Genomic DNA, 21,127 nt, shown 5'->3' on the forward strand with positions numbered 1-21,127 from the left:
AATTTAGGCTTAACCGGTTCCGGCCCGGTTGATCCCGCCCCGGCCGCGTGAGACGATCACGCCATCTCGGAGGAGTTGTTTTCATGCGCGTGCCGTCTTTCCTGATTCCCGTTCTTGCCGCTGTGCTGAGCCTTGCCCCGCCCCCCGCCGGGGCCGAGCCGCAGCGGGTGATCCCGGAACGGCGGCTCTCCATCGCCGAGGGCATGGACCTGAGCGGCCGCGACCTGGCGCAGATCTTCGACACCACGCTCGAGGGCTGCGAGGCGGCCTGCCTTGCGCGCAGCGACTGCGAGGCGGTCACCTTCAACGCGCGCAACAATTCCTGCTTCCCGAAGGCCGGCATCAGCGGGATGACCCCCTATCAGGGCGCCTTCTCGGGCGTCGTCGTGGCCAGCCCGGCGGCGGCCGGGACCCGGGCAAAGACCCGCGCCGCCGATCTCGGCTTCCTGTGGGACGGCAGCCTTGATGCCGCGCTCGATCAGGCGCGCGGCATGGGGCGCGCGCATCTGACGAATTTCGCCCGGCCCGAAGACCTGACGCAGGCGCTGTCGGCGGCCCGCGCGCAGGGCGACGTGAACCGCGAAATCGCGATCGAGGGCGCGCTGATCGTGCTTACCGACGCCTCGGATCTGTGGAGCGATTACGCGCTGTTGCAGCTGCGCCGGCCGCAGGGTGCGGACAGCGGTGCCGCGGTCACGGCCGCGGTGAACGGCTATCTGCGCGCCGCGAATGCCGCCCAGCAGGCCGAGGCGCTGAGCACGCTCGCGCAGGCGCTCGAGGCCGATGGCCGCACCCGCGAGATGGTCGCGGCGCTGCGCCTTGCCGCCAGCCTCTCGCCGCGGCAGGACATTGCCGCCGCGCTCGATGACGCGGTGGCGAAATACGGCTTCCGCATCACCGAGCATCAGGTCGAGGCCGACAGCGCCGCGCCGCGGATCTGCGCGGTGTTCTCGGATGATCTGGCGCGTTCGGGCGTCGATTACGCCAGTTTCGTGCAGCTGCCGAAGGCCGGGCTGTCGGTCGAGGCCGAGGCGAACCAGCTCTGCGTCGCCGGCCTTGCGCATGGCGAGCGCTATGCACTCACCTTCCGCAAGGGGCTGCCCTCGGCGACGAAGGAGACCCTCGCCAAGGACGTGACGATCACCGCCTATGTCCGCGACCGCGGCCCCGCCGTCACCTTCCCGGGCCGCGCCTATATCCTGCCGAAGGGCGAGGATTCGGGGCTGCCGGTGCAGACGGTGAACACGAAGCATCTCGATCTGAAACTGCTGCGCGTGTCGGACCGCAACCTCGTGGCCTCGATGCAGCGCGACTATTTCGCCCGCTCGCTCGACCAGTGGGATGCCGGCAACCTCGAGGACTCGCTGGCCCAGACGGTCTGGACCGGCACCGCCGATGTCGGCATGGAGGTGAACCGCGACGTCACCACGCGCCTGCCGGTGCAGGAGGTGACGGGCCCGCTTGGCCCCGGGGTCTATGTGCTGCGCGCCTCGATCCCCGGCGCCGATCCCTATGAGCACCCGCCGGCGACGCAATGGTTCGTGATCTCGGATCTCGGCCTGACCAGCTTCTCGGGCACCGACGGGCTGACGGTGGCGGTGCGCGGCCTGTCCGATGCGAAGGCGGTCGGCGGCGCCACGGTCACGCTGGTGTCGCGCGCGAATGCGGTGATCGGCAGCGCCACGACCGATGCCGAGGGCGTCGTGCATTTCGACCCGGCGCTGGCCGCGGGTGCGGGCAACGCCGCCCCCGCCCTCGTCTCGGTGACGCAGGGCGAGGACATGGCGTTCCTGTCGCTCACCGATGCCGAGTTCGACCTGTCCGACCGTGGTGTCGAGGGCATGCCCCCCGCGCCGCCGATCGACGTCTTCCTTGCCACCGACCGTGGCGCCTATCGCACCGGCGAGACGGTGCAGGCGACGATGCTGGCGCGCGACGGCAGTGCCGCCGCGCTGCCCGGCGTGCCGCTGACCGCGGTGTTGATGCGCCCCGATGGCGTCGAATATTCGCGCAGCCTTGCGCAGGACGCGGGCGATGGCGGCGCCACCGCGGCGCTGCCGATCGGGGCGCAGGCGCCGCGCGGCACCTGGCGGCTCGATGTCTTCGCCGACCCGAAGGCCGCACCGCTTGCCACCACGAAATTCCTCGTCGAGGATTTCCTGCCCGAACGCATCGACTTCGCCCTGACCCTGCCCGAGGGCATTCTTTCGGGCGGCGATCTGCCGGCGATCGGCATCGCGGCACGCTATCTCTTCGGCGCGCCGGGCGGCGGGCTCGGCTTCGAGGGCGATCTGCGTCTTGCCGCGGCCGACAGCCTGCCGGGCTTCGACGGCTATCGCTTCGGCCGCTACGACACGCCCTTTGAGCCGCGCTATGACAGCCTCGAGGCCGGCGAGACCGACGCCGAGGGCGCGGGCGAGATCCAGGCGGCGCTGCCCGATCTGGGCACCGAGGCCGCCCGCCCGCTCGAGGCGCGCTTCACCGTGCGGCTGCGCGAGGGCTCGGGCCGGCCGGTCGAGCGCAGCATCTCGCGCCTCGTCATGCCGGCGCTGCCGGTGATCGGCATCCGCCCGGGCTTTGACGGCGCGGTGGCCGAAGGGGCCGAGGCGCGTTTCCGCCTGATCGCGCTTGGCCCCGATGCGAAACCCGTCGCGCTGCCGCTGCACTGGACGCTGAACCGCGTCGAGACCCGCTATCAGTGGTATGCGATGGACGGGCAATGGAACTGGGAGCCGATCACCCACCGCACCCGCGTGGCCGAGGGCGACGCGACCCCCGGCACCACGCCGGCCGAGATCGCCGCGAAGACCGACTGGGGCGAATACGAGCTGGTGGTCGAGGCCGGTCATGGCGACAGCTACACCTCGGCCTCGATGCGCTTCGATGCCGGCTGGTATGCGCCCGCCGACGTGATGGCAAGCCCCGACCGGCTGGACCTTGCGCTCGACAAGCCGGCCTATGCGACGGGCGACACGGCGCGGCTGCGCCTCGTGGCGCCGGCGCCGGGGGTGGCGCTGGTCTCGGTGCTGTCGAACCGGCTCATCGCGCTGAAATCGGTGCCGGTGAAGGCCGGCGAGAACCGGATCGATCTGCCGGTGACCGACGAATGGGGGGCGGGCGCCTATGTCACCGCCTCGGTGATCCGGCCGCTCGCCGAGGAGGCGCCCGCACGCGCGCCGATGCGGGCGATGGGGTTGAGCTATGCGCAGGTCGACCCCGGCCCGCGCGCGCTGACGGCAAGCTTCGACGTGCCCGCGGCCTCGGACCCGCGCGCGCCGCTTCCCGTGGCGCTGAAGGTCGAGGGCGCGCAGCCCGGCGAGACGGTGCATGCGACCATCGCCGCGGTGGACCTTGGCATCCTGAACCTCACCGGCTTCAAGGCCCCCGATCCGCAGGCGCATTACTTCGGTCAGCGCCGGCTGGGTGTCGGGCTGCGTGACGTCTATGGCCGGCTGATCGACGGCCGCGCCGGCACCGAGGGGGTGCTGCGCTCGGGCGGCGATGCCGGGCGCGAGATGTCGATGCAGGCCCCGCCTCCGACCGAGGAGCTGGTCGCCTATTTCTCGGGCCCGCTGACGGTGGGCGCCGACGGCATGATCCGCACCAGCTTTGACATGCCCGCCTTCAACGGCACCGTGCGGCTGAGCGCCATCGCCTGGTCGAAGACCGGCGTCGGCCAGGCCTCGGCCGATGTGCTGGTGCGCGATCCGGTGGTGGTGACCGCCTCGCTGCCGCGCTTCCTCGCGCCGGGCGACCACTCGCGGCTGCTGCTTGAAATCGTGCATGCCACCGGCCCCTCGGGGCGGATGGGGCTTGATGTCAGCGCCGCCGGCGTGACGCTGGGCGAGCGCCCCTCGGGTGTCGATCTCGCCGATCTCGGCAAGGCCGAGGTCGAGATCCCGCTCACCGCCCCCGCGGCCGAGGGAGTGCAGCAGATCCGCATCGCGCTGACCACGCCCGACGGCAAGCTCCTCGAAAAGGTGGTGACCGTGCCGGTCGAGCGCAACGACCCGCAGGTGGCGCATGAATCGCGCTTCGATCTGGCCGCGGGCAAGACCTTCACCTTCGACGCGAATGTCTTTGCCGGCATGGTGCCGGGCACGGCGCGGGCGACGCTGGCGGCAGGCCCGATTGCACGCTTCAACACGCCGGCGCTGCTGGCCGCGCTCGATGCCTATCCCTATGGCTGCACCGAGCAGATCACCTCGAAGGCGATGCCGCTTCTGTATCTGAGCACGGTGGCCGAGAAGATGCGGCTGGTGACGCCCGCCGATCTCGGCGACCGCATCGACACCGCGATCCGCAAGGTGCTGACCAATCAGGACGCCTCGGGCGCCTTCGGGCTGTGGTCGCCCGAATCCGGTGACGGCTGGCTGGATGCCTATGTCACCGACTTCCTCAGCCGGGCGAAAGCCGCGGGCCATGCGGTGCCCGACACCGCCTTCCGCAATGCGCTCGACAACCTGCGCAATCAGGTGAATTACGCCGCCGATTTCGACAGCGATTCGAATGGCGGCGGGCAGGTTCTGGCCTATGCGCTGATGGTTCTGGCGCGCGAGGGGGCGGCGGCCGTGGGTGACCTGCGCTATTACGCCGACGTCAAGGGCGACGATTTCGCGACGCCGCTGGCCGCGGCACAGCTGGGCGCGGCGCTCGCCTCCTATGGCGATCAGGGCCGGGCCGATGCGATGTTCGCGCGCGCCGGGCGGATGCTGAGCGCGAAGGGCGCCGAGACCGGCTGGCGCGACGATTACGGCACCGGGCTGCGCGACACCGCGGCGGTGCTGGCACTCGCCGCGCAGGCGGGCTCGAACGCCGTCAATCTCGAAAGCACGGGCAAGGCGCTGGCCGCGCGGCTGGCTTCGGTGCCGCTCTCGACGCAGGAGGCGGCCTGGACGCTGATGGCGGCGAGTGCGCTCATCGACCGGCCGGATGCCGGCGGCCTGACGATCGACGGCGCGCCGGTCAAAGGCCCGCTCGTCGAGGTGATCGACGCCGAGACCGCGGGCCGGGCCATTGCCATCGCGAACCCGGGCGACAAAGCGCAGACCCTGACGCTGACCACCTTCGGCGTGCCCGAGGTGGCTGAACCCGCCGGCGGCAAAGGCTGGTCGATCTCGCGCAGCTGGTACACGCTCGAGGGCGATCCGGCCGATCCCGCCACGGTGAAACAGGGCACCCGCTTTGTCGCGGTGCTGGAGATCTCCCCGCTCGGCCAGCAGGATGCGCGGCTGATGGTCGACGACCCGCTGCCCGCGGGCTTCGAGATCGACAACCCGAACCTGATCCGCGGCGGCGACATCGCCGCGCTCGACTGGCTCGACGTCGCCGAGGACACCCGGATGACCGAGTTCCGGCAGGACCGCTTCCTGGCCGCGATCGACGCGCATGGCGACCGGCCGTTCCGGCTGGCCTATATCGTGCGCGCCGTCAGCCCGGGTCGCTTCCACCTGCCGGCGGCCTCGGTCGCCGACATGTATCGCCCCGAGATGCGGGCGCAAAGCGACGCGGGCGAGGTGGTGATCGAGTGAGGGCGGGCGCGCTTGCCGCGCTCGCGCTCGGCCTCGCGCTGGCGGCGGGGGGGCGCGATGCGCTCGACACCTGGGTGGCGGCGACCGCGCTGCCGCCGCTCACCGTCGCGACCGGGACCGAGGTTCTGGCCCGCGACGGCACGCTGTTGCGCGCCTTCCCGGTCGCCGATGGCCGCTGGCGGCTGGCGCCCGGGCCGGTCGACGGGGGCTTTCTCGCCGATCTGGTGGCCTATGAGGACGGGCGGTTTTACGACCACGCCGGCATCGACCCGGTCGCCGTTCTGCGCGCCGGCGCGCAGGCACTGGCGGCGGGCCATGTCGTCTCGGGCGCCTCGACCCTGACGATGCAGGTGGCGCGGCTTCTGGAAGAGGGGCCGACCGGCACGGTGGCGGGCAAGATCCGTCAGGCGCGGGTGGCGCTTGCGCTCGAGCGCAAGCTGAGCAAGGCGCAGATCCTTGACCTCTATCTGCGGCTCGCGCCCTATGGCGGCAACCTGGAAGGGGTGCGGGCGGCAAGTCTTGCCTGGTTCGGCAAGGAACCGCGGCGGCTGACGCCGGCCGAGGCGGCGCTGCTGATCGCCCTGCCGCAATCGCCCGAGGCGCGCCGGCCCGACCGCGCGCCCAAGGCCGCGCAGGCGGCGCGCGACCGGGTGCTGACCCGCCTTGCCGCCGCCGGCGCGCTGAGCGAAGACAGCGCCCGCGCCGCGATGCGCGAGCCTGTGCCCACCCGCCGGCGCGACTTTCCCGCGCTTGCGCCGCACCTGACGGCGCGTCTGGCCACCGCCGCAGCCCCCGGCGCGCGGATCGAGACGACGATCGACGCGGGCCTGCAGCGGGCGGCCGAGCGGCTTGCCCGGCGCGCCGTCGCGGGGATGGCCGGGCAGGTCTCGGCGGCGATGGTGCTGGCCGATCACCGCAGCGGCGAGATCCTGGCCGAGGTCGGCGGTGCCGACTGGACCGACACGGCGCGGGCGGGCTTCGTCGATCTGACGCAGGCGCCGCGCTCGCCGGGTTCCACGCTGAAGCCCTTCGTCTATGCGCTGGCCTTCGACGACGGGCTTGCCCATCCCGAGACGCTGATCGAGGACCGACCCGTCGCCTTCGGCAGCTGGCATCCGCAGAACTTCGACCACGCCTTTCGCGGCACGGTCAGCGTGCGGCAGGCGCTGACGCTGTCGCTCAACATCCCGGTGGTGCATCTGACCGAGGCGCTCGGCCCCGAGCGGCTTCTGGCCACGCTGCGCCGCACCGGGGCGCGGGTCGAGTTGCCGGGATCGGGGGCGCCGGGGCTTGCGGTGTCGCTTGGCGGGCTTGGCATCAGCCTCGAGGATCTGGTGCAGGCCTATGCGGCGCTTGCCCGGATGGGGCGGCCGGTCACCCTGTCGGCGCTGGCGGGCGGGGCGCATCCGCGCGAGGGGCAGCTCTTCGGCGCCGTCGCGGCCTGGCAGGTGGCTGACATCCTGTCGCGGATCGCGCCGCCGCCCGGCGGCACGCCGAACCGCATCGCCTACAAGACCGGCACCTCCTATGGCCACCGCGACGCTTTGGCGGTGGGGTTCGACGGGCGCCATGTCGCGGGGGTCTGGCTCGGTCGCGCCGATGGCACGCCGGTACCCGGCGCCTTCGGCGGCGAGATCGCGGCGCCGGTGCTGTTCGAACTTTTCGACCGGATCGGGGCCGAGCGCGCGCCACTGCCGCCGCCGCCGCCCGCGACGCTGATCTTGCCGAATGCGCGGCTGCCCCAGCCGCTGCAACGCTTTCGCCCGCGCGATGCGGCCTTCGCCGAGGCGCCGGCCGGGGGGCCCGAGCTGACCTTCCCGCCCGATGGCGCGCAGGTCGAGGTGCCCGAGGGCGGATTGACGGTGAAGCTGCGTGGCGGCGTGCCGCCCTTCACCTGGCTCGCGAATGGCGCGCCGGTGATGGTGGGGGCGCGGGCGCGGGAAAGCCTGCTTCCCCTGCCCGCAGCCGGGTTCGTGACGCTGACGGTTCTCGACGCCGAGGGGCGCTCGGCCAGTGCCCAGGTGCGGCTGATGCCCTAGCTCAGCCGCGCCCGGCGGCCAGCGCCTGCGCCGCGGCGATGGCATTTGCCACCGAGGCCCGCGCCCGCGGCGCATTCGCCCAGCAAGTCGTGCCCAGATGGGCCGCGACCAGCCGGCACAGGTCTTCGGGCTGCGCCGCGGCGAGGGCTTCGACCGTGCCGAAGCCCACCTCCTCGAACCGGCGCAGGACCGTCGGCCCCACCAGGGGCGCGGCCAGCAGGGCTGCCCGCTCCTCTGGCGAGAAAGCCATCAGACCAGCTCGATCGCCAGCGCGATGCCCTGACCGCCGCCGATGCACATGGTGATCAGACCGCGTTTGCCGCCGGTGCGCTCGAGGTGATAGAGCGTCTTCACCGTCAGGATCGCGCCGGTGGCGCCGATCGGGTGGCCAAGCGCGATCGCGCCGCCGTTCGGGTTGACCTTGGCCGGGTCGAGGCCAAGCTCCTTCGAGACCGCCAGCGCCTGCGCCGCGAAGGCCTCGTTCGACTCGATCACGTCGAAATCGGCGACCGTCATGCCGAGCTTCTCGCACAGCTGCTGCACCGCCGGGATCGGGCCGACGCCCATCACCTCGGGGCGCACACCCGCGACCGAATAGCCGAGGATCTTCGCGCGCGGCTTCAGCCCCGCCGCCTCGGCGGCATCGGCACGCGCCAGGATCAGCGCCGCAGCGCCGTCATTGATGCCCGAGGCGTTGCCGGCGGTGACGGTGCCGTCCTTCTTGAACACCGGCCGCAGCCCGGCCAGCGCCTCGGCCGAGGTCTTCTTCGGGTGCTCGTCGGTGTCGAAGACGACGGTCGCACGGCGCGACACGATCTCGATCGGCGCGATCTCGTCCTTGAAGAGGCCGGCCTCGATCGCCGCGGCAGCGCGTTCCTGGCTGGAGAGCGCCAGCGCGTCCTGCTCCTCGCGCGAGATCGAATGCTCGCAGGCGACGTTCTCGGCGGTGACGCCCATGTGGCCGGTGCCGAAGGGGCAGGTCAGCGCGCCGGTCATCATGTCGATGGCCTTCACGTCGCCCATCTTCTGGCCGAAGCGGGCCTGCTGCAGGATGTAGGGCGCGCGCGACATGCAGTCGACGCCGCCGGCGAGCGCGAAATCGGCATCGCCCAGCATCAGCGACTGCGTCGCCGAGACGATCGCCTGCGCGCCGGAACCGCACAGCCGGTTCACGTTCATCGCCGGGGTGCCGACCGGAACGCCGGCCTGCACCGAGGCCACGCGCGAGACATACATATCGCGCGGCTCGGTGTTGATGACATGGCCGAAGACCACCTGGCCGATCTTCTCGGCATCGATCCCGGCGCGGGCGATGGCCGCCTTCGAGACATGGGTGGCGAGGTCGATCGGGCAGAAGCCCGACAGGCTGCCCCCGAAGGTGCCGATGGCGGTACGGGCGCCGGAAAGAATGACGATGCCGGTCATGGAGAACTCCCCCTTTGAGATGTGGGGGGAGGTTAGCGTGGCACCGCGGCCGGCGCCAGTTGCCCCAGGGGCAAGTGACGGGGCGTCACATCGCCTCAGACAAGCGGAATGCGGCCCCCGGGGGTCAGCAGCCAGGCCTTGCGCCCCTCGATCACCGCAGCCGAGACCGGGCCGCCATAGGCCGCGCTCGAATCCATGTTCAGGCGGTTGCCGTAAAAGGTGACCTTGTCGATCGCGGTATGGCCATGCACCACCAGCACGCCGTGATCGCGCGGATCGTCGAGGAACTCGGCCCGGATCCAGAGCAGATCGTCCTCGACCTGATCGGCAAGGGCGACGCCCGGGCGGATGCCGGCATGGACGAAAAGCTGCTCGCCGTGCAGGAAATGCGTCGGCCGCGCCGCGATCCAGGCCCGCACCTCGGGCGCGACGGCGGCCAGCGTATCGGCATGGACCTCGGGCAGCGGCCGTTCCTCGGGGTTGCGCACCCCCCAGGAGGCGAGCGTCGTCACCCCACCGACGCGCGGGTGCATCCATTCGATGCCACTGCGCAGCATCGGGTCATGGGCATAGGGGTCCTCGAGGAAGCGTTCGAACATGCGGTCGTGATTGCCCTTCAGCACCACCCAGTGCTCGCCCCGCGCCTGGCCCGCCATCAGATGCTCGACCACCTGGCGCGAGCGCGGACCGCGGTCGATCAGATCGCCGATATGGACCAGCGGCGCCTCGGTGTCGCCGACCCGGGCGCGGTCCTCGGCGACAAGCGCCTGTGCCGCCTGCAGCAGGTCGAGATGACCGTGGATATCGCCGATCGCATAAGCGCGCATGCTGTTCCTCCGAACCTCGGGACCGAATGCAATGGGCCCCCCGCGGCAGCGGAGGGCCCGGATCTCATCCTCTCATGTCGCTCAGGCGACGAGGAATTCAAGCGGCTTGACCTGCTGGAAGAGGCCCGTCGCCTCGAGTTCCTTCACCACTTCCGGGGCGAGCGGCGCATCGAGATAGGCGATGGCGATCGCTTCGGCGCCGGCCGCGGCACGGCCGAGGGTAAAGTTCGCGACGTTGACCTTGTGGTCGCCAAGCAGAGTGCCGAGCTTGCCGATGATGCCGGGGACGTCCTTGTTCGTGGTGTAGAGCATGTGCGGCCCCACCTCGGCGTCGACGTTGATCCCCTTGATCTGGATGAAGCGCGGCTTGCCATCCGAGAAGCAGGTGCCGGCCACGGCGCGCTCGCGCACGTCAGTGACGACGGTGACCTTGATGTAGCCGTCGAACACGCCCGACTTGTCCTGCGTGGTCTTCGAGAGCTGGATCCCGCGTTCCTTCGCGATCACCGGCGCCGAGACCATGTTCACGTCCGGGTTCGCCTTCTTCATGATCCCGGCGATCACCGCGCAATCAAGCGCCTTCAGGTTCATCTTCGAGACGATGCCGTCATAGGTGATGTTGATCGCCTTGATCGGTTCGTCGGTCATCTGGCCGATGAACGAGCCGAGGTATTCGGCCAGCTTCACCCAAGGGCCCATGACCTTCGCCTCTTCGGCGGTCATCGACGGCAGGTTCAGCGCGTTCTCGACGGCGCCGTCGAGCAGGTAGTTCGACATCTGCTCGGCGACCTGCAGCGCAACGTTTTCCTGCGCTTCCGAGGTCGAGGCGCCGAGGTGCGGCGTGCAGACGACGTTCGGCAGGCCGAAGAGCACGTTCTCGGTCGCCGGTTCGACGGCGAAGACGTCGAGGGCGGCACCGGCCACATGGCCCGACTTCAGCAGATCGGCGAGGGCGTCCTCGTCGACCAGACCGCCGCGGGCGCAGTTGATGATGCGCACACCCTTCTTGGTCTTCTCAAGGTTCTCGCGCGACAGGATGTTGCGGGTCTGCTCGGTCAGCGGCACGTGCAGGGTGATGAAGTCGGCGCGCTCGAGCAGCTCGTCAAGCTCGACCTTCTCGACGCCCATCTTCGCGGCCTTCTCGTCCGACATGAAGGGATCGTAGGCGATGACCTTCATCTTCAGGCCCTTGGCGCGGTCGCACACGATGCCGCCGATGTTGCCGGCGCCGATCACGCCGAGCGTCTTGCCGGTCAGCTCGACGCCCATGAACTTCGACTTCTCCCACTTGCCGGCCTGGGTCGAGGCCGAGGCTTCGGGGATCTGGCGGGCGACGGCGAACATCATCGCGATCGCGTGCTCGGCGGTGGTGATCATGTTGCCGAACGGCGTGTTCATCACGATCACGCCCTTCTTCGAGGCGGCTTCCTTGTCGACGTTGTCGACACCGATGCCGGCGCGGCCGACGACCTTCAGCTTCGTCGCCTTCTCGAGCAGGGCGGCGGTCACCTTGGTGGCCGAGCGGATCGCAAGACCGTCGTAATCGCCGATCACCTCGGCCAGTTTGTCCTTGTCCTTGCCGAGTTCCGGGCGGAAGTCGACTTCGATGCCGCGGTTCTTGAAGATCGCGATGGCGGCGTCGGAAAGCTTGTCGGAGATGAGAACCTTGGGGGCCATTTCTGGATTTCCTGAATATACGGGATTTCGGAAAGGGCGGGTCGTCACGGAGTCTATAGACGTCCCGCCGCGCTTTCGCATGCGGCCCGCCCGGAGGCAAGCCGCCTGAAATCAGGCCTGAGCCGCGATTTCCGCCTCGAAGGCGTATTCGATCCAGGGCATCAGCGCCTCGAGATCGGCCTTCTCGACGGTCGAGCCGCACCAGATGCGCAGGCCGGCCGGGGCGTCACGATAGGCGCCGACGTCAAGCGCGACGCCTTCCTTCTCGAGCCGCTTCGCGACGGCCTTGGCGAAGGCCGCGCCGTCCTTGATGCGGGCGTCGTTGAACTTCAGGCACACCGAGGTGGTCGAGGCGTTCGCCGGGTTGTTGGCGAGGTTCTCGATCCAGGGCTTCGCCGCGACGAAGTCCCACACCACCTGCGCGTTCGCCTCGGCGCGGCCGATCAGGCCCTTCAGGCCGCCGATCGACTTGGCCCATTTCAGCGCCACGAGGTAGTCTTCGACGCAGAGCATCGAGGGGGTGTTGATCGTCTCGCCGACGAAGATGCCGTCGATCAGCTTGCCGCCCTTGGTCATGCGGAAGATCTTCGGCATCGGCCATTTCGGGGTGTAGGTTTCCAGCCGCTCGACGGCGCGCGGGCTGAGGATCAGCACGCCATGGCCGCCTTCGCCGCCCAGAACCTTCTGCCAGGAGAAGGTGACGACGTCGAGCTTGTCCCAGGGCAGATCCATCGCGAAGGCGGCCGAGGTCGCGTCGCAGATGGTCAGGCCCTGGCGCTCGGCCGGGATGTCGTTGCCGTTGGCGACGCGCACGCCCGAGGTGGTGCCATTCCAGGTGAAGACGACGTCGGTGTTGAAGTCGACATCGGTGAAATCGACGATGTCACCATATTCGGCCTTCTTCACGTCGGCGTCGATCTTGAGCTGTTTCACCACATCGGTGACCCAGCCCGAGCCGAAGGATTCCCAAGCGCACATGGTGACCGGACGGGCACCGAGCAGCGACCACAGCGCCATCTCGACGGCGCCGGTGTCCGACGCGGGAACGATGCCGATGCGGTAGTCGGCGGGCACACCCAGGATCTCGCGGGTGGTCTCGATCGCCTCTTTCAGCTTCGCCTTGCCGACGGCGGCACGATGCGAGCGGCCGAGGGGCGCGTCAGCGAGCATGTCGAGGGAGAAACCGGGGATCTTCGCGCAGGGGCCCGAAGAAAAACGCGGATTGACCGGACGCGCGACCGGAGCTTCGTAAGCCATCAATGGTATCCTTCCAGATAAACGCCCCTCGTTGGGGAGAGGTGTCCCGCTGCGGCAGATACGCCTCCGCCTGCTCTGGCACAAGGGGGGAAATTGCGATATTGCGCCGCATCGGCGCCCGAAAGCGACGCCGCGCTCCACTATCGGAAACTTCTCGCGGAATCCCCCAATGTTCATTGCCGTCCTCCTCGCCGATCCGAAAGCCGCCAATCTCGAGCGCGTCACCGTTGAATCGCTGCGCAACGCCTGGGGCGGGGGCGAGGCGCGCTGGCTGAGCCCCGGCATCGCCGCCGAGTTCGAGCTGAGCGAGATGCCCTCGAATCGCTGGGACGTGTGGGAAAGCCTGCAGGGGCTGGGCCACGACCTGGTCATCGTGCCGGCCGAGGGGCGGCGCAAGAAGATGCTGCTCGCTGACATGGACAGCACGATGATCCAGCAGGAGTGCATCGACGAGCTCGCCGACGTCGCGGGCGTCGGTGCCCGGGTGAAGGAGATCACCGCGCGGGCGATGAACGGAGAGCTTGATTTCGAGGGCGCGCTGACCGAACGCGTCGGTCTGCTCCGGGGCCTGTCCGCCGACGTCATCCGCCAGGTGATCGACGAGCGGCTCAGCTTCATGCCGGGGGGCCACGACCTTTTGCGCACGATGAAGGCGAACGGCGCCTATTGCGCGCTGGTCTCGGGCGGCTTCACCGCCTTCACCGGCCATGTCGCCGAGGTGCTGGGCTTTGACGAGAACCGCGCCAACGTGCTGCTGGTCGAGGACGGCAAGCTCACCGGCGTGCCCTCGCGCCCGATCCTCGGTCGCGAGGCGAAGGTGCAGGCCTTCCACGAGATCTCGGCCCGGCTCGGCCTTGCCGCGACCGAGGTGATCGCCGTGGGCGACGGCGCGAACGACCTTGGCATGCTGCATCTGGCCGGCATGGGCGTGGCGCTGCACGCCAAGCCCTCGGTCGCCGCGCAATGCGATATCCGCATCAACCACGGCGACCTGAGCGCGCTGCTGTATATCCAGGGCTATTCGGTCGAAGACTTCGCCTGAACCGCGACACCGCCGCGCCAGGTGCCCGCAAGGCGCCAGTCGGCGGTGAGATGCACCAAATCGGCGGCCAGGCCGGGGGCGATGCGTCCGGCCGGCGCCCCGATCAGCCCGGCAGGCCGCGCCGTCGCCATCGTCAGCGCCGCCTCGGGCGCAAGGCCAAGCCGGGTGATGCACAGCCGGATCGCCTCGGGCAGGGTCAGGTCCGCCCCCGCCAGCGTGCCGTTTTCCAGCCGCAACGCGCCCTCGCGGCGCAGGATGCGGCGCCCGGCCAAGGTGAATTCCTGCGCCTCGGTGCCCGCGACCGCCATCGCATCGGTCACCAGGAACAGCCGATCCCCCGCCAGCCGCAGGGCAAGCGACAGGGTCTCGGGGCAGACATGGATGCCATCGGCGATCAGACCGGCGGCGAAGGGCAGGCTCAGCGCCGCCCCGACCAGCCCCGGCTCGCGCGAGCCAAGCTGTGACATCGCGTTGAAGAGATGGGTGACCATCCGCGCCCCGGCGGCATGGGCCGCCTGCGCCTCGGCAAAGCTCGCCTCGGCATGGCCGAGCGAGACGAGGATGCCGGCCTCGGCCAGTTGCGCGATCTGATCGGGGGTGGCAGAGGCGGGCGCCAGCGTCACCACCAGCGCGGGCAGACCGGTCTTCGCCTCGGTCAGGATGTCGATGTCGTCCTGCGTCAGCGGCCGGATGCACTGCGGCGGGTGGCAGCCCGGCCGCTTCGGATCAAGATGCGGCCCCTCGAGGTGCAGCCCCAGAAAGCCCGGCACCCGCGCCGCCGCGGCGATCCCCGCCGCCAGGACCGAACGCGTCGCCGCCGCGGTGTCGGTGATCAGCGTCGGCAACAGCCCGGTGGTGCCAAGCCGCGCATGCGCGTCGCAGATCGTCGCGATGGTCTCGACCGTGGCCGAACCATCGAGCATCACGCCGCCACCTCCGTTCACCTGCAGGTCGATCAGCCCGGGCGCAAGGGTGCCACCCGGCAACGTGATGCGCGGCCCCTCGGGCGCCTCGGCCTCGGGCAGGACCCCGCCGATGCGCCCCCCCTCGACCACAAGTGCGGCGCCGTCGTGAAAGCGCGTGCCGTCGAAGATCCGCGCGCCGGTAAAGATCAGTCGGTCCATGTCATCTCCTCGCGCGCAAGGGCCAGCGCGCCGTCAAGCGCCGTGCCCGCGGGCGCCAGCGCCGGCCAGTCGGGCAGAGCGAGCCGCGGCCCGAGCCCGCCCATCCAGACGACGGGCAGCGCGACCTCGGGTTGCAGCAGCTGCACCGCGGCGCGGATCTCGGCCGCGGCGGCCGCGCGCACCGCCTGCGCGGCGGGGTCGTCCTCGAAGGCGCGCGGGGCAAGGCGGGCCCAGTCGGCGGGCGTCGCAGCCAGCGAAAAGGCCACGAGCCCCGCCGGCCCGCCCAGCTCGTCCGAAAGCGCCGCCAGCAGCGGCGTCAGCGCCACGAAGCCATCAAGCGCACGGGTCGTGCGCATCACCAGCGCCCGGCCGATCCAGGCGCCCGAAGCCTCGTCGCCAAGCCGCAGGCCCCAGCCGCCGATCGCGCGCATCCGCCCGCCCAGCTGCCGGGCAAAGACCGATCCTGTGCCGATCGCCACCGCGATGCCGTCGCGCGGACCAAGCGCGCCGCGCACCGAGGTGGCGACGTCCTGCACCACCTTGGCGGGAAACGGCAGCGCTGCCGCAAGCCGCGGCCCCGCCCCCGACAGGTTCGCGCCGGCAAGGCCCAGCACCGCGCGCACCTGCGCCGCGGGGCGATCGCCGATCACCGCCCGCGCGACGGCGGACACCTCGCGCAGCGCGGCATCGAAATCGGTGGCGATATTCGCCGGGCCGCCCTCGGCCCGGGCCAGCACCGTGCCCGAGGCATCGGCCAGTGCCGCGCGGCATCCGGTGCCGCCGCCATCGATCCCGAGATAGAACATCGCCCCTCCTGCCCGGTTGCGTAGGCCGGGCCCGTATCGGCGCGAAGATGCCGCGCCGGGGGGCGGGGGGCAAGGCGAAAGGCCGCCCGCGCCGCAGCGCACCGGCGGCCGGCCGCACACGCGGCTTCACCCCTTCGGCACCGGCCGCGGCAAGGCTTGCCCGAGGCCGCCGCCGCCGCTATGCCTTTTGCATGAGCACGAGGATCAGCCCCTTTTCGCTGCGGCGCCTGCTGCTGCCGGCCCTGCTGGCAGGGCTTGCCGGCTGCGTCGCCCCCGGCACGCCTGCCACCGACCGCGCCGAGGTTCTGGGTGGCACGATGACCCTCGTTGCGCCCAAGGGCTTCTGCGTCGACCCCGGCTCCCGCCGCGAGGAGCGCGCGGGCAGCTTCGTGCTCTGGGGCAATTGCGCGGCGATCTCGGGCGATGCGACGGCGCCGAAACCGCCCTATCGCGCGATGCTGACGGCCACCGTCGGCCCCGAGGGCGCGGGCCCTGTCGAGGCGACCTTCCCGGGCTTCGAGCGTTTCTTCCGCTCGGGCGCGGGGCGCGCGGCACTCGCCCGCTCGGGCGCACCCGACGATGTCGAGATCCTGAAGGTCAAGCGCAGCGGGCATCTGCTGCTGCTGAAGATCCGCGACCGCTCGCGCGTGCAGGGCGCCCCGGTGAGCGAGACCTACTGGCGCGCGATCACCGGGCTTTCCGGGCGGATCACCGCACTTTCGGTGCTGCCGCTCGAAGGGGCCTCGATCACCGATGCCGCGCAGATCCGCCTGCTGACCGATTTCGACGCAACCATCCGTGCCGCGAACCCGGAAACGATCACCGCCTCGCCGAAAAGTTGAACCAAGGCCTCCGTTTTCCCGCGAAACCCATGGAAACCGGAACGATTCCACTTTTCCCGCTTCAAATTCAGAAATCTCACGAATAAGACTCTGAAATGCAGGGATTGTTTCCAAGGCATTAACGATTTGTCGCGAGGGTCGAGGCATGGTCAAGAAACAGGACTCCTTTCTCGATCGGCTTGTGCAACGACGGGCGCTTGCGCGCTGGCAGCGGGCGACACGGCTTGCCCCCTCTCTCGATCTCGACGACCTGAGGCAGCTGCGCAGCGATGCCGCGCAGGTGCGCCACGCGGTCGGTGAACTTCTGCACATCGCCGACGGCCGGCTGACGATGCCGATGGCGGGCGGAGACGGCATCGATCGGCCGCTTGGTGCGGACTGGGCCTGGCGGCCCGCGCTGTGGCGCGGCCCGATCGAGCCGCGCGGCATTGCCGCCGCCGAGAACCGCCAGCGCCTCGGCGACGAGGTGACCCTGTTTCACGACTGCAAGGTGTCGGAGCTGACGCTGCACCAGCTGCGCAACACGCGCGAGAAGGACCCGGCCCCCTACGGTCTGCGGATGGACGTGTTCCGCTTCGACGGCTCGTTCCTGTCGCTGGTCCTCGACCTGCCCGAAAGCGGGCTGCGGGGGATGCGGCGCAACCATCTGGTGCGGCTGAACATCGATGTCGAGGTGGAAAAGCCGCTCGAGATCTTCTGCCGGCTGAACGTCAAGCACGGGCCGAACACCGAACAGCTGGTGCGCGAGCTGCCGCTGAGCACCGGGGCGAGCCATGTCGACTTCGACCTCGCCTATACCAAGATGAACGAGAAGCGGCTGGAGAAGGCCTGGGTCGACCTGATCTTCGAAGGGCCGCAGATGAACCAGGTGATGCTGCGCGACGTGACCTTCGTGCGCCATCCGCGTGCGGATATCTGAGGGGAAAGCCATGCTGGAAATGTCGCGGGTGCGCAATGGCCGCTGGGAAGCGATCTGGGACGGGGCGGATGACGCCCGCATCGCCGTGCTGCATCAGGGCGAGGAGCTGCCCGGCCTGACCTTCGAGGCCACCGGAGACGGCAAATGGCGGCTGAGCCTGCCGATCCCGGCCGAGCTCCTGTCGGACGGGGTGCAGAGCTTCGTCATCCGCGAGGGCAGAGACACGGTGGGCAAATTCTCGATCGTCACCGGCGCGCCGCTGGAAGATGACCTGCGCGCCGAGATCGAGCTTCTGCGGGCCGAGCTCGACCTGCTGAAGAAGGCGTTCCGGCGCCATTGCGTCGAGACCGGCGCGGCCTGACGGCGACGACTGGAAGGGGTGATGGCCGGGGGGCGCCGCCCCCCCCCCCGACCCCCACGAGGTATTTCGGGCAAGATGAAGATCAGAGCGCCGCGCCGAGGCGGGTGCCCTGATCGATGGCCCGCTTCGCGTCAAGCTCGCCCGCGACATCGGCACCGCCGATGACCTGCGGCGTGATCCCGGCGGCGATCAGCTGCTCGGCAAGGCTGCGCTCGCTCAGCTGGCCGGCGCAGAGCACGACGGTGTCGGCGGCAATCAGCGTGGGGTCCTTGCGCTCGGGGCCGAAGCTGATCTGCAGCCCCTCGGCGGTGATCGCCTCGTAATTCACCCCGCCCATCATCCGCACACCCTTGGCCTGCAGCGCCGCGCGGTGGATCCAGCCGGTGGTCTTGCCAAGCTTGCGGCCCGGTTTTTCCGGCTTGCGCTGCAACAGCGTCACCTGCCGCGCGGGCGGTTCGGGCTGCGGCGCGGCCAGGCCGCCCGGGGTGCGCGCCGGATCGCCGACGCCCCATTCGCGCATCCATTCGGCCCGGTGCAGGGTGGGGCTGTCGGTGACGGTCAGGAACTCGGCGACATCAAAGCCGATGCCGCCCGCGCCGACGATCGCGACGCGCGGGCCGGCGGTGACGCGCCCGGTCAGGATGTCGATGTAGCTTGCGGCCCGTTCCTCGCCCGGGATGCCGGGGCTGCGGGGCGTGACGCCGGTGGCGATGATGACCTCGTCGAAGCCCGCGAGCGTCTCGACCGTGGCCTCGGTGTTCAGGCGCAGCGTGACGCCGGTGCGCGCCAGCATCGTCGCGAACCAGTCGGTGAGGCCGTGGAACTCCTCTTTGCCCGGCACCCGGCGCGCCATGCACAGCTGGCCGCCGATCTCGGCCGCGCGGTCGATCAGGGTAACGGCATGGCCGCGCCCGGCGGCGGTGATCGCGGCGGAAAGGCCCGCGGGCCCCGCCCCGACGACGGCGATGCGCTTCGGCGCGGGCGTCGGGGTCAGCGTCAGCTCGGTCTCGTGCCCGGCGCGCGGATTGACGAGGCAGCTCGAGATCTTGCCCGAGAAGGTATGATCGAGGCAGGCCTGGTTGCAGGCGATGCAGGGGGCGATTTCCGCCGCGCGCCCCTCGGCGGCCTTGGCGACGAAGTCGGGATCGGCAAGGAAGGGGCGGGCAAGCGAGACCATGTCGGCATCGCCGCGGGCGAGGATCTCCTCGGCGACGCCCGGGGTGTTGATCCGGTTCGAGGTGATGACCGGGATCGAGACCTCGGGGCGCAGCCGCGCGGTGAGCCAGGTGAAGGCCGCGCGCGGCACCGAGGTGGCGATCGTCGGCACCCGCGCCTCGTGCCAGCCGATGCCGGTGTTGAGCATGCTGGCGCCGGCGGCCTCGATCGCCTTCGCGAGCGTCACCACCTCGTCCCAGGTCGAGCCCTCGGGCACCAGGTCAATCAGCGAGATCCGGTAGATCACGATGAAATCGGGGCCGACCGCGGCGCGCACGCGTTTCACCACCTCGACCGGCAGGCGGATCCGGTTCTCGTAGGAGCCGCCCCAGCGGTCCTCGCGCCGGTTCACGTGGCGCACGAGGAACTGGTTCAGGAAATAGCCCTCGGAGCCCATCACCTCGACGCCGTCATAGCCCGCCTCACGGGCGCGGGCGGCAGCGGTGGCGATGTCGGCGATCTGCTTCTCGATCCCGGCCTCGTCGAGTTCCTTGGGCGGGAAGGGCGAGATCGGCGATTTCACCGCGCTGGCCGAGACGCAGTCGGGCGAATAGGCATAGCGGCCGGCGTGCAGGATCTGCATCGCGATGCGCCCCCCCGCCGCATGCACGCGCTCGGTGATGAGGCGGTGATGGGCGATGTCCTCGGGGGTGAACAGCCCCGCCGCCCCCGGAAACACCCCGCCCTCGCGGTTCGGCGCCATGCCGCCCGTCACCATCAGCCCGACGCCGCCGCGGGCGCGTTCGGCGTAGAACTCGGCGACGCGGTTCCAGTCGCCGGTCTCCTCGAGATTGGTGTGCATCGAGCCCATCAGCACGCGGTTCTTCAGAACCACGTGACCGAGGTCGAGCGGCGCAAGCATGTGCGGATAGTGGCTCATAGGTCTCCTCCCTGGCTGGCGCCAAAGTGACGTGCACGGAAGCCTCTGTCACGCCGAACGCGGCGTCAATGGCGGGCGGCGTCAGGACCGCGCCTGCCGGTCGAAGACCCGATGCGCGACGAAAAGCGTGACGGCGGCGATGGCGAAAAGCGCCGAGACCGCCGGCACCACCTCGGCGAGGCCAAAGCCCTTGAGGAAGATCCCCTTCGACAGCGCGATGAAATGGGTGAGCGGGTTCACCGCGCTCAGCAGCTGCAGCGCGGCCGGCATGTTCTCGACCGGGGCGAGATAGCCCGAGAGCACCACCGAGGGCACCATGAAGCAGAAGACGCCGAGGAAGGCCTGCTGCTGGCTGGCGCTGATCGCCGAGATCAGCAGCCCCACGCCGGAGAGCGCCAGCGCATAGGCGAACATCGCAAGCAGCAGCATCCACAGCTGCCCGGTGAAGGGCACGCCATAGAGGAACACGGCCGCCGCGGCGATCACGCTGGCCTGTGTCATCGCCACCAGGATGCCCGGCACCGCCTTGCCGACCATGATGTAGCCCGGCGTCAGCGGAGTGACCAGCAGCTGGTCATAGGTGCCCTCCTCGCGCTCTCGCGCCAGCGACAGCGCGGTGACCAGCAGGCAGCCGATGGTCGAGATGATTGCGACAAGGCTGGGCAGCACGAACCACTTGTAGTCGAGGTTCGGGTTGTAGAGGTTGCGCCGCTCGATCCGTGCCGGCAGCACCTGCCCCGCACGCTCGTCGGCGAAGGTCGAGGTGATGTCGCGGATGTAGGAAAAGGCGATCTGCGCGGCGTTCGACTTGCGCCCGTCGATCAGCGCCTGCACCGTGACGGGGGTGCCCTCGAGCAGCTTGCGCGAGAAATCGGGCGGGATGCGCAGGCCCAGAAGCGCCTTTTGTGCGTCGATCGCCTGCTCGAGCTCGGCCTCGCTATGCACCGGGTGGAGCGTGCCGAAGGCCGAGGCGGCGGCGATGCGGTTCACCAGCTCGACCGCCTCGGCGCCCGGATCCTCGTTCAGGATCGCGACGGCGGCATTGCGCACCTCGAGCGTGGTGGCGAAGGGGAAGACAACGAGCTGCACCAGAAGCGGCATCATCAGCATCGCCACGTTGCGGCGCGAGGACAGCAGCTGCGCCAGCTCTTTCGCGATCAGGGTGAGGATGCGGCGCCACAT

General features: G+C 70.1%; 15 protein-coding genes. 6 read left to right on the plus strand and 9 right to left on the minus strand.

Annotated features, from left to right (window positions below):
- Positions 1-83 precede the first annotated feature (83 nt).
- Together AC0QTQ_RS00400 and pbpC are read left to right on the plus strand one after the other, a co-directional pair.
- Complete coding sequence (locus tag AC0QTQ_RS00400) at positions 84-5,531, plus strand: alpha-2-macroglobulin family protein (protein ID WP_480257800.1); 5,448 nt, start codon at positions 84-86, stop codon at positions 5,529-5,531.
- A complete protein-coding gene (gene pbpC, locus AC0QTQ_RS00405) occupies positions 5,528-7,570 on the plus strand; it encodes a penicillin-binding protein 1C (protein WP_480257801.1) in 2,043 nt (680 codons plus the stop codon). Before AC0QTQ_RS00400 ends, pbpC begins: the two co-directional genes overlap by 4 nt.
- 1 nt (position 7,571) lies before the next feature.
- Here the strand turns inward: pbpC and AC0QTQ_RS00410 are convergent, their stop codons facing one another.
- From AC0QTQ_RS00410 to AC0QTQ_RS00430, 5 genes are all read right to left on the minus strand, one after another.
- Positions 7,572-7,820: a helix-hairpin-helix domain-containing protein gene (locus AC0QTQ_RS00410; RefSeq protein ID WP_121534297.1), complete on the minus strand. Its 249-nt coding sequence runs from the start codon at positions 7,818-7,820 to the stop codon at positions 7,572-7,574.
- Positions 7,820-8,995, minus strand: coding sequence for an acetyl-CoA C-acyltransferase family protein (locus AC0QTQ_RS00415; RefSeq protein WP_121534296.1), 1,176 nt, complete (start codon positions 8,993-8,995; stop codon positions 7,820-7,822). The genes AC0QTQ_RS00410 and AC0QTQ_RS00415 overlap by 1 nt, the downstream gene beginning before the upstream one ends.
- A gap of 95 nt (positions 8,996-9,090) precedes the next feature.
- Complete coding sequence (locus AC0QTQ_RS00420; protein ID WP_480257802.1) at positions 9,091-9,822, minus strand: metallophosphoesterase; 732 nt, start codon at positions 9,820-9,822, stop codon at positions 9,091-9,093.
- An 81-nt stretch (positions 9,823-9,903) separates the two neighbouring features.
- Positions 9,904-11,499, minus strand: coding sequence for a phosphoglycerate dehydrogenase (gene serA, locus AC0QTQ_RS00425; RefSeq protein ID WP_113901879.1), 1,596 nt, complete (start codon positions 11,497-11,499; stop codon positions 9,904-9,906).
- A 111-nt stretch (positions 11,500-11,610) separates the two neighbouring features.
- A complete protein-coding gene (locus tag AC0QTQ_RS00430; protein WP_113901880.1) occupies positions 11,611-12,756 on the minus strand; it encodes a phosphoserine transaminase in 1,146 nt (381 codons plus the stop codon).
- Positions 12,757-12,925: 169 nt separating this feature from the next.
- Between AC0QTQ_RS00430 and serB the strand changes: the two genes are divergently transcribed.
- Positions 12,926-13,798 carry a phosphoserine phosphatase SerB gene (gene serB / locus AC0QTQ_RS00435; protein ID WP_113901881.1) on the plus strand — a complete coding sequence of 291 codons (873 nt, stop codon included), beginning with the start codon at positions 12,926-12,928 and terminating at the stop codon, positions 13,796-13,798.
- Here the strand turns inward: serB and nagA are convergent.
- Both nagA and AC0QTQ_RS00445 read right to left on the minus strand, forming a co-directional pair.
- Positions 13,774-14,922 carry an N-acetylglucosamine-6-phosphate deacetylase gene (gene nagA, locus AC0QTQ_RS00440; RefSeq protein WP_480257803.1) on the minus strand — a complete coding sequence of 383 codons (1,149 nt, stop codon included), beginning with the start codon at positions 14,920-14,922 and terminating at the stop codon, positions 13,774-13,776. The two genes, serB and nagA, sit on opposite strands and share 25 nt — an antisense overlap.
- Complete coding sequence (locus AC0QTQ_RS00445; protein WP_480257804.1) at positions 14,910-15,728, minus strand: glucosamine kinase nucleotide-binding domain-containing protein; 819 nt, start codon at positions 15,726-15,728, stop codon at positions 14,910-14,912. Before AC0QTQ_RS00445 ends, nagA begins: the two co-directional genes overlap by 13 nt.
- 191 nt (positions 15,729-15,919) lie before the next feature.
- Between AC0QTQ_RS00445 and AC0QTQ_RS00450 the strand changes: the two genes are divergently transcribed.
- The 3 genes from AC0QTQ_RS00450 to AC0QTQ_RS00460 all read left to right on the plus strand — a co-directional run bounded on the left by AC0QTQ_RS00450 (position 15,920) and on the right by AC0QTQ_RS00460 (position 17,850).
- A complete protein-coding gene (locus tag AC0QTQ_RS00450) occupies positions 15,920-16,570 on the plus strand; it encodes a hypothetical protein (protein WP_121534292.1) in 651 nt (216 codons plus the stop codon).
- Positions 16,571-16,715: 145 nt separating this feature from the next.
- On the plus strand, positions 16,716-17,489 hold the full coding sequence (locus tag AC0QTQ_RS00455) for a DUF6478 family protein (RefSeq protein WP_480257805.1): 774 nt from the start codon (positions 16,716-16,718) through the stop codon (positions 17,487-17,489).
- 10 nt (positions 17,490-17,499) lie between these two features.
- Entirely contained in the window at positions 17,500-17,850 is a 351-nt protein-coding gene (locus tag AC0QTQ_RS00460; RefSeq protein WP_480257806.1) for a hypothetical protein, read from the plus strand.
- A gap of 82 nt (positions 17,851-17,932) precedes the next feature.
- Here the strand turns inward: AC0QTQ_RS00460 and AC0QTQ_RS00465 are convergent, their stop codons facing one another.
- Positions 17,933-19,945 (minus strand): oxidoreductase, encoded by a 2,013-nt coding sequence (locus tag AC0QTQ_RS00465; protein ID WP_480257807.1) that lies wholly within the window; start codon positions 19,943-19,945, stop codon positions 17,933-17,935.
- An 81-nt stretch (positions 19,946-20,026) separates the two neighbouring features.
- On the minus strand, positions 20,027-21,127 hold the full coding sequence (locus tag AC0QTQ_RS00470; protein ID WP_121534288.1) for an ABC transporter permease: 1,101 nt from the start codon (positions 21,125-21,127) through the stop codon (positions 20,027-20,029).

The organism is Paenirhodobacter sp. YD-8 (assembly GCF_056590935.1).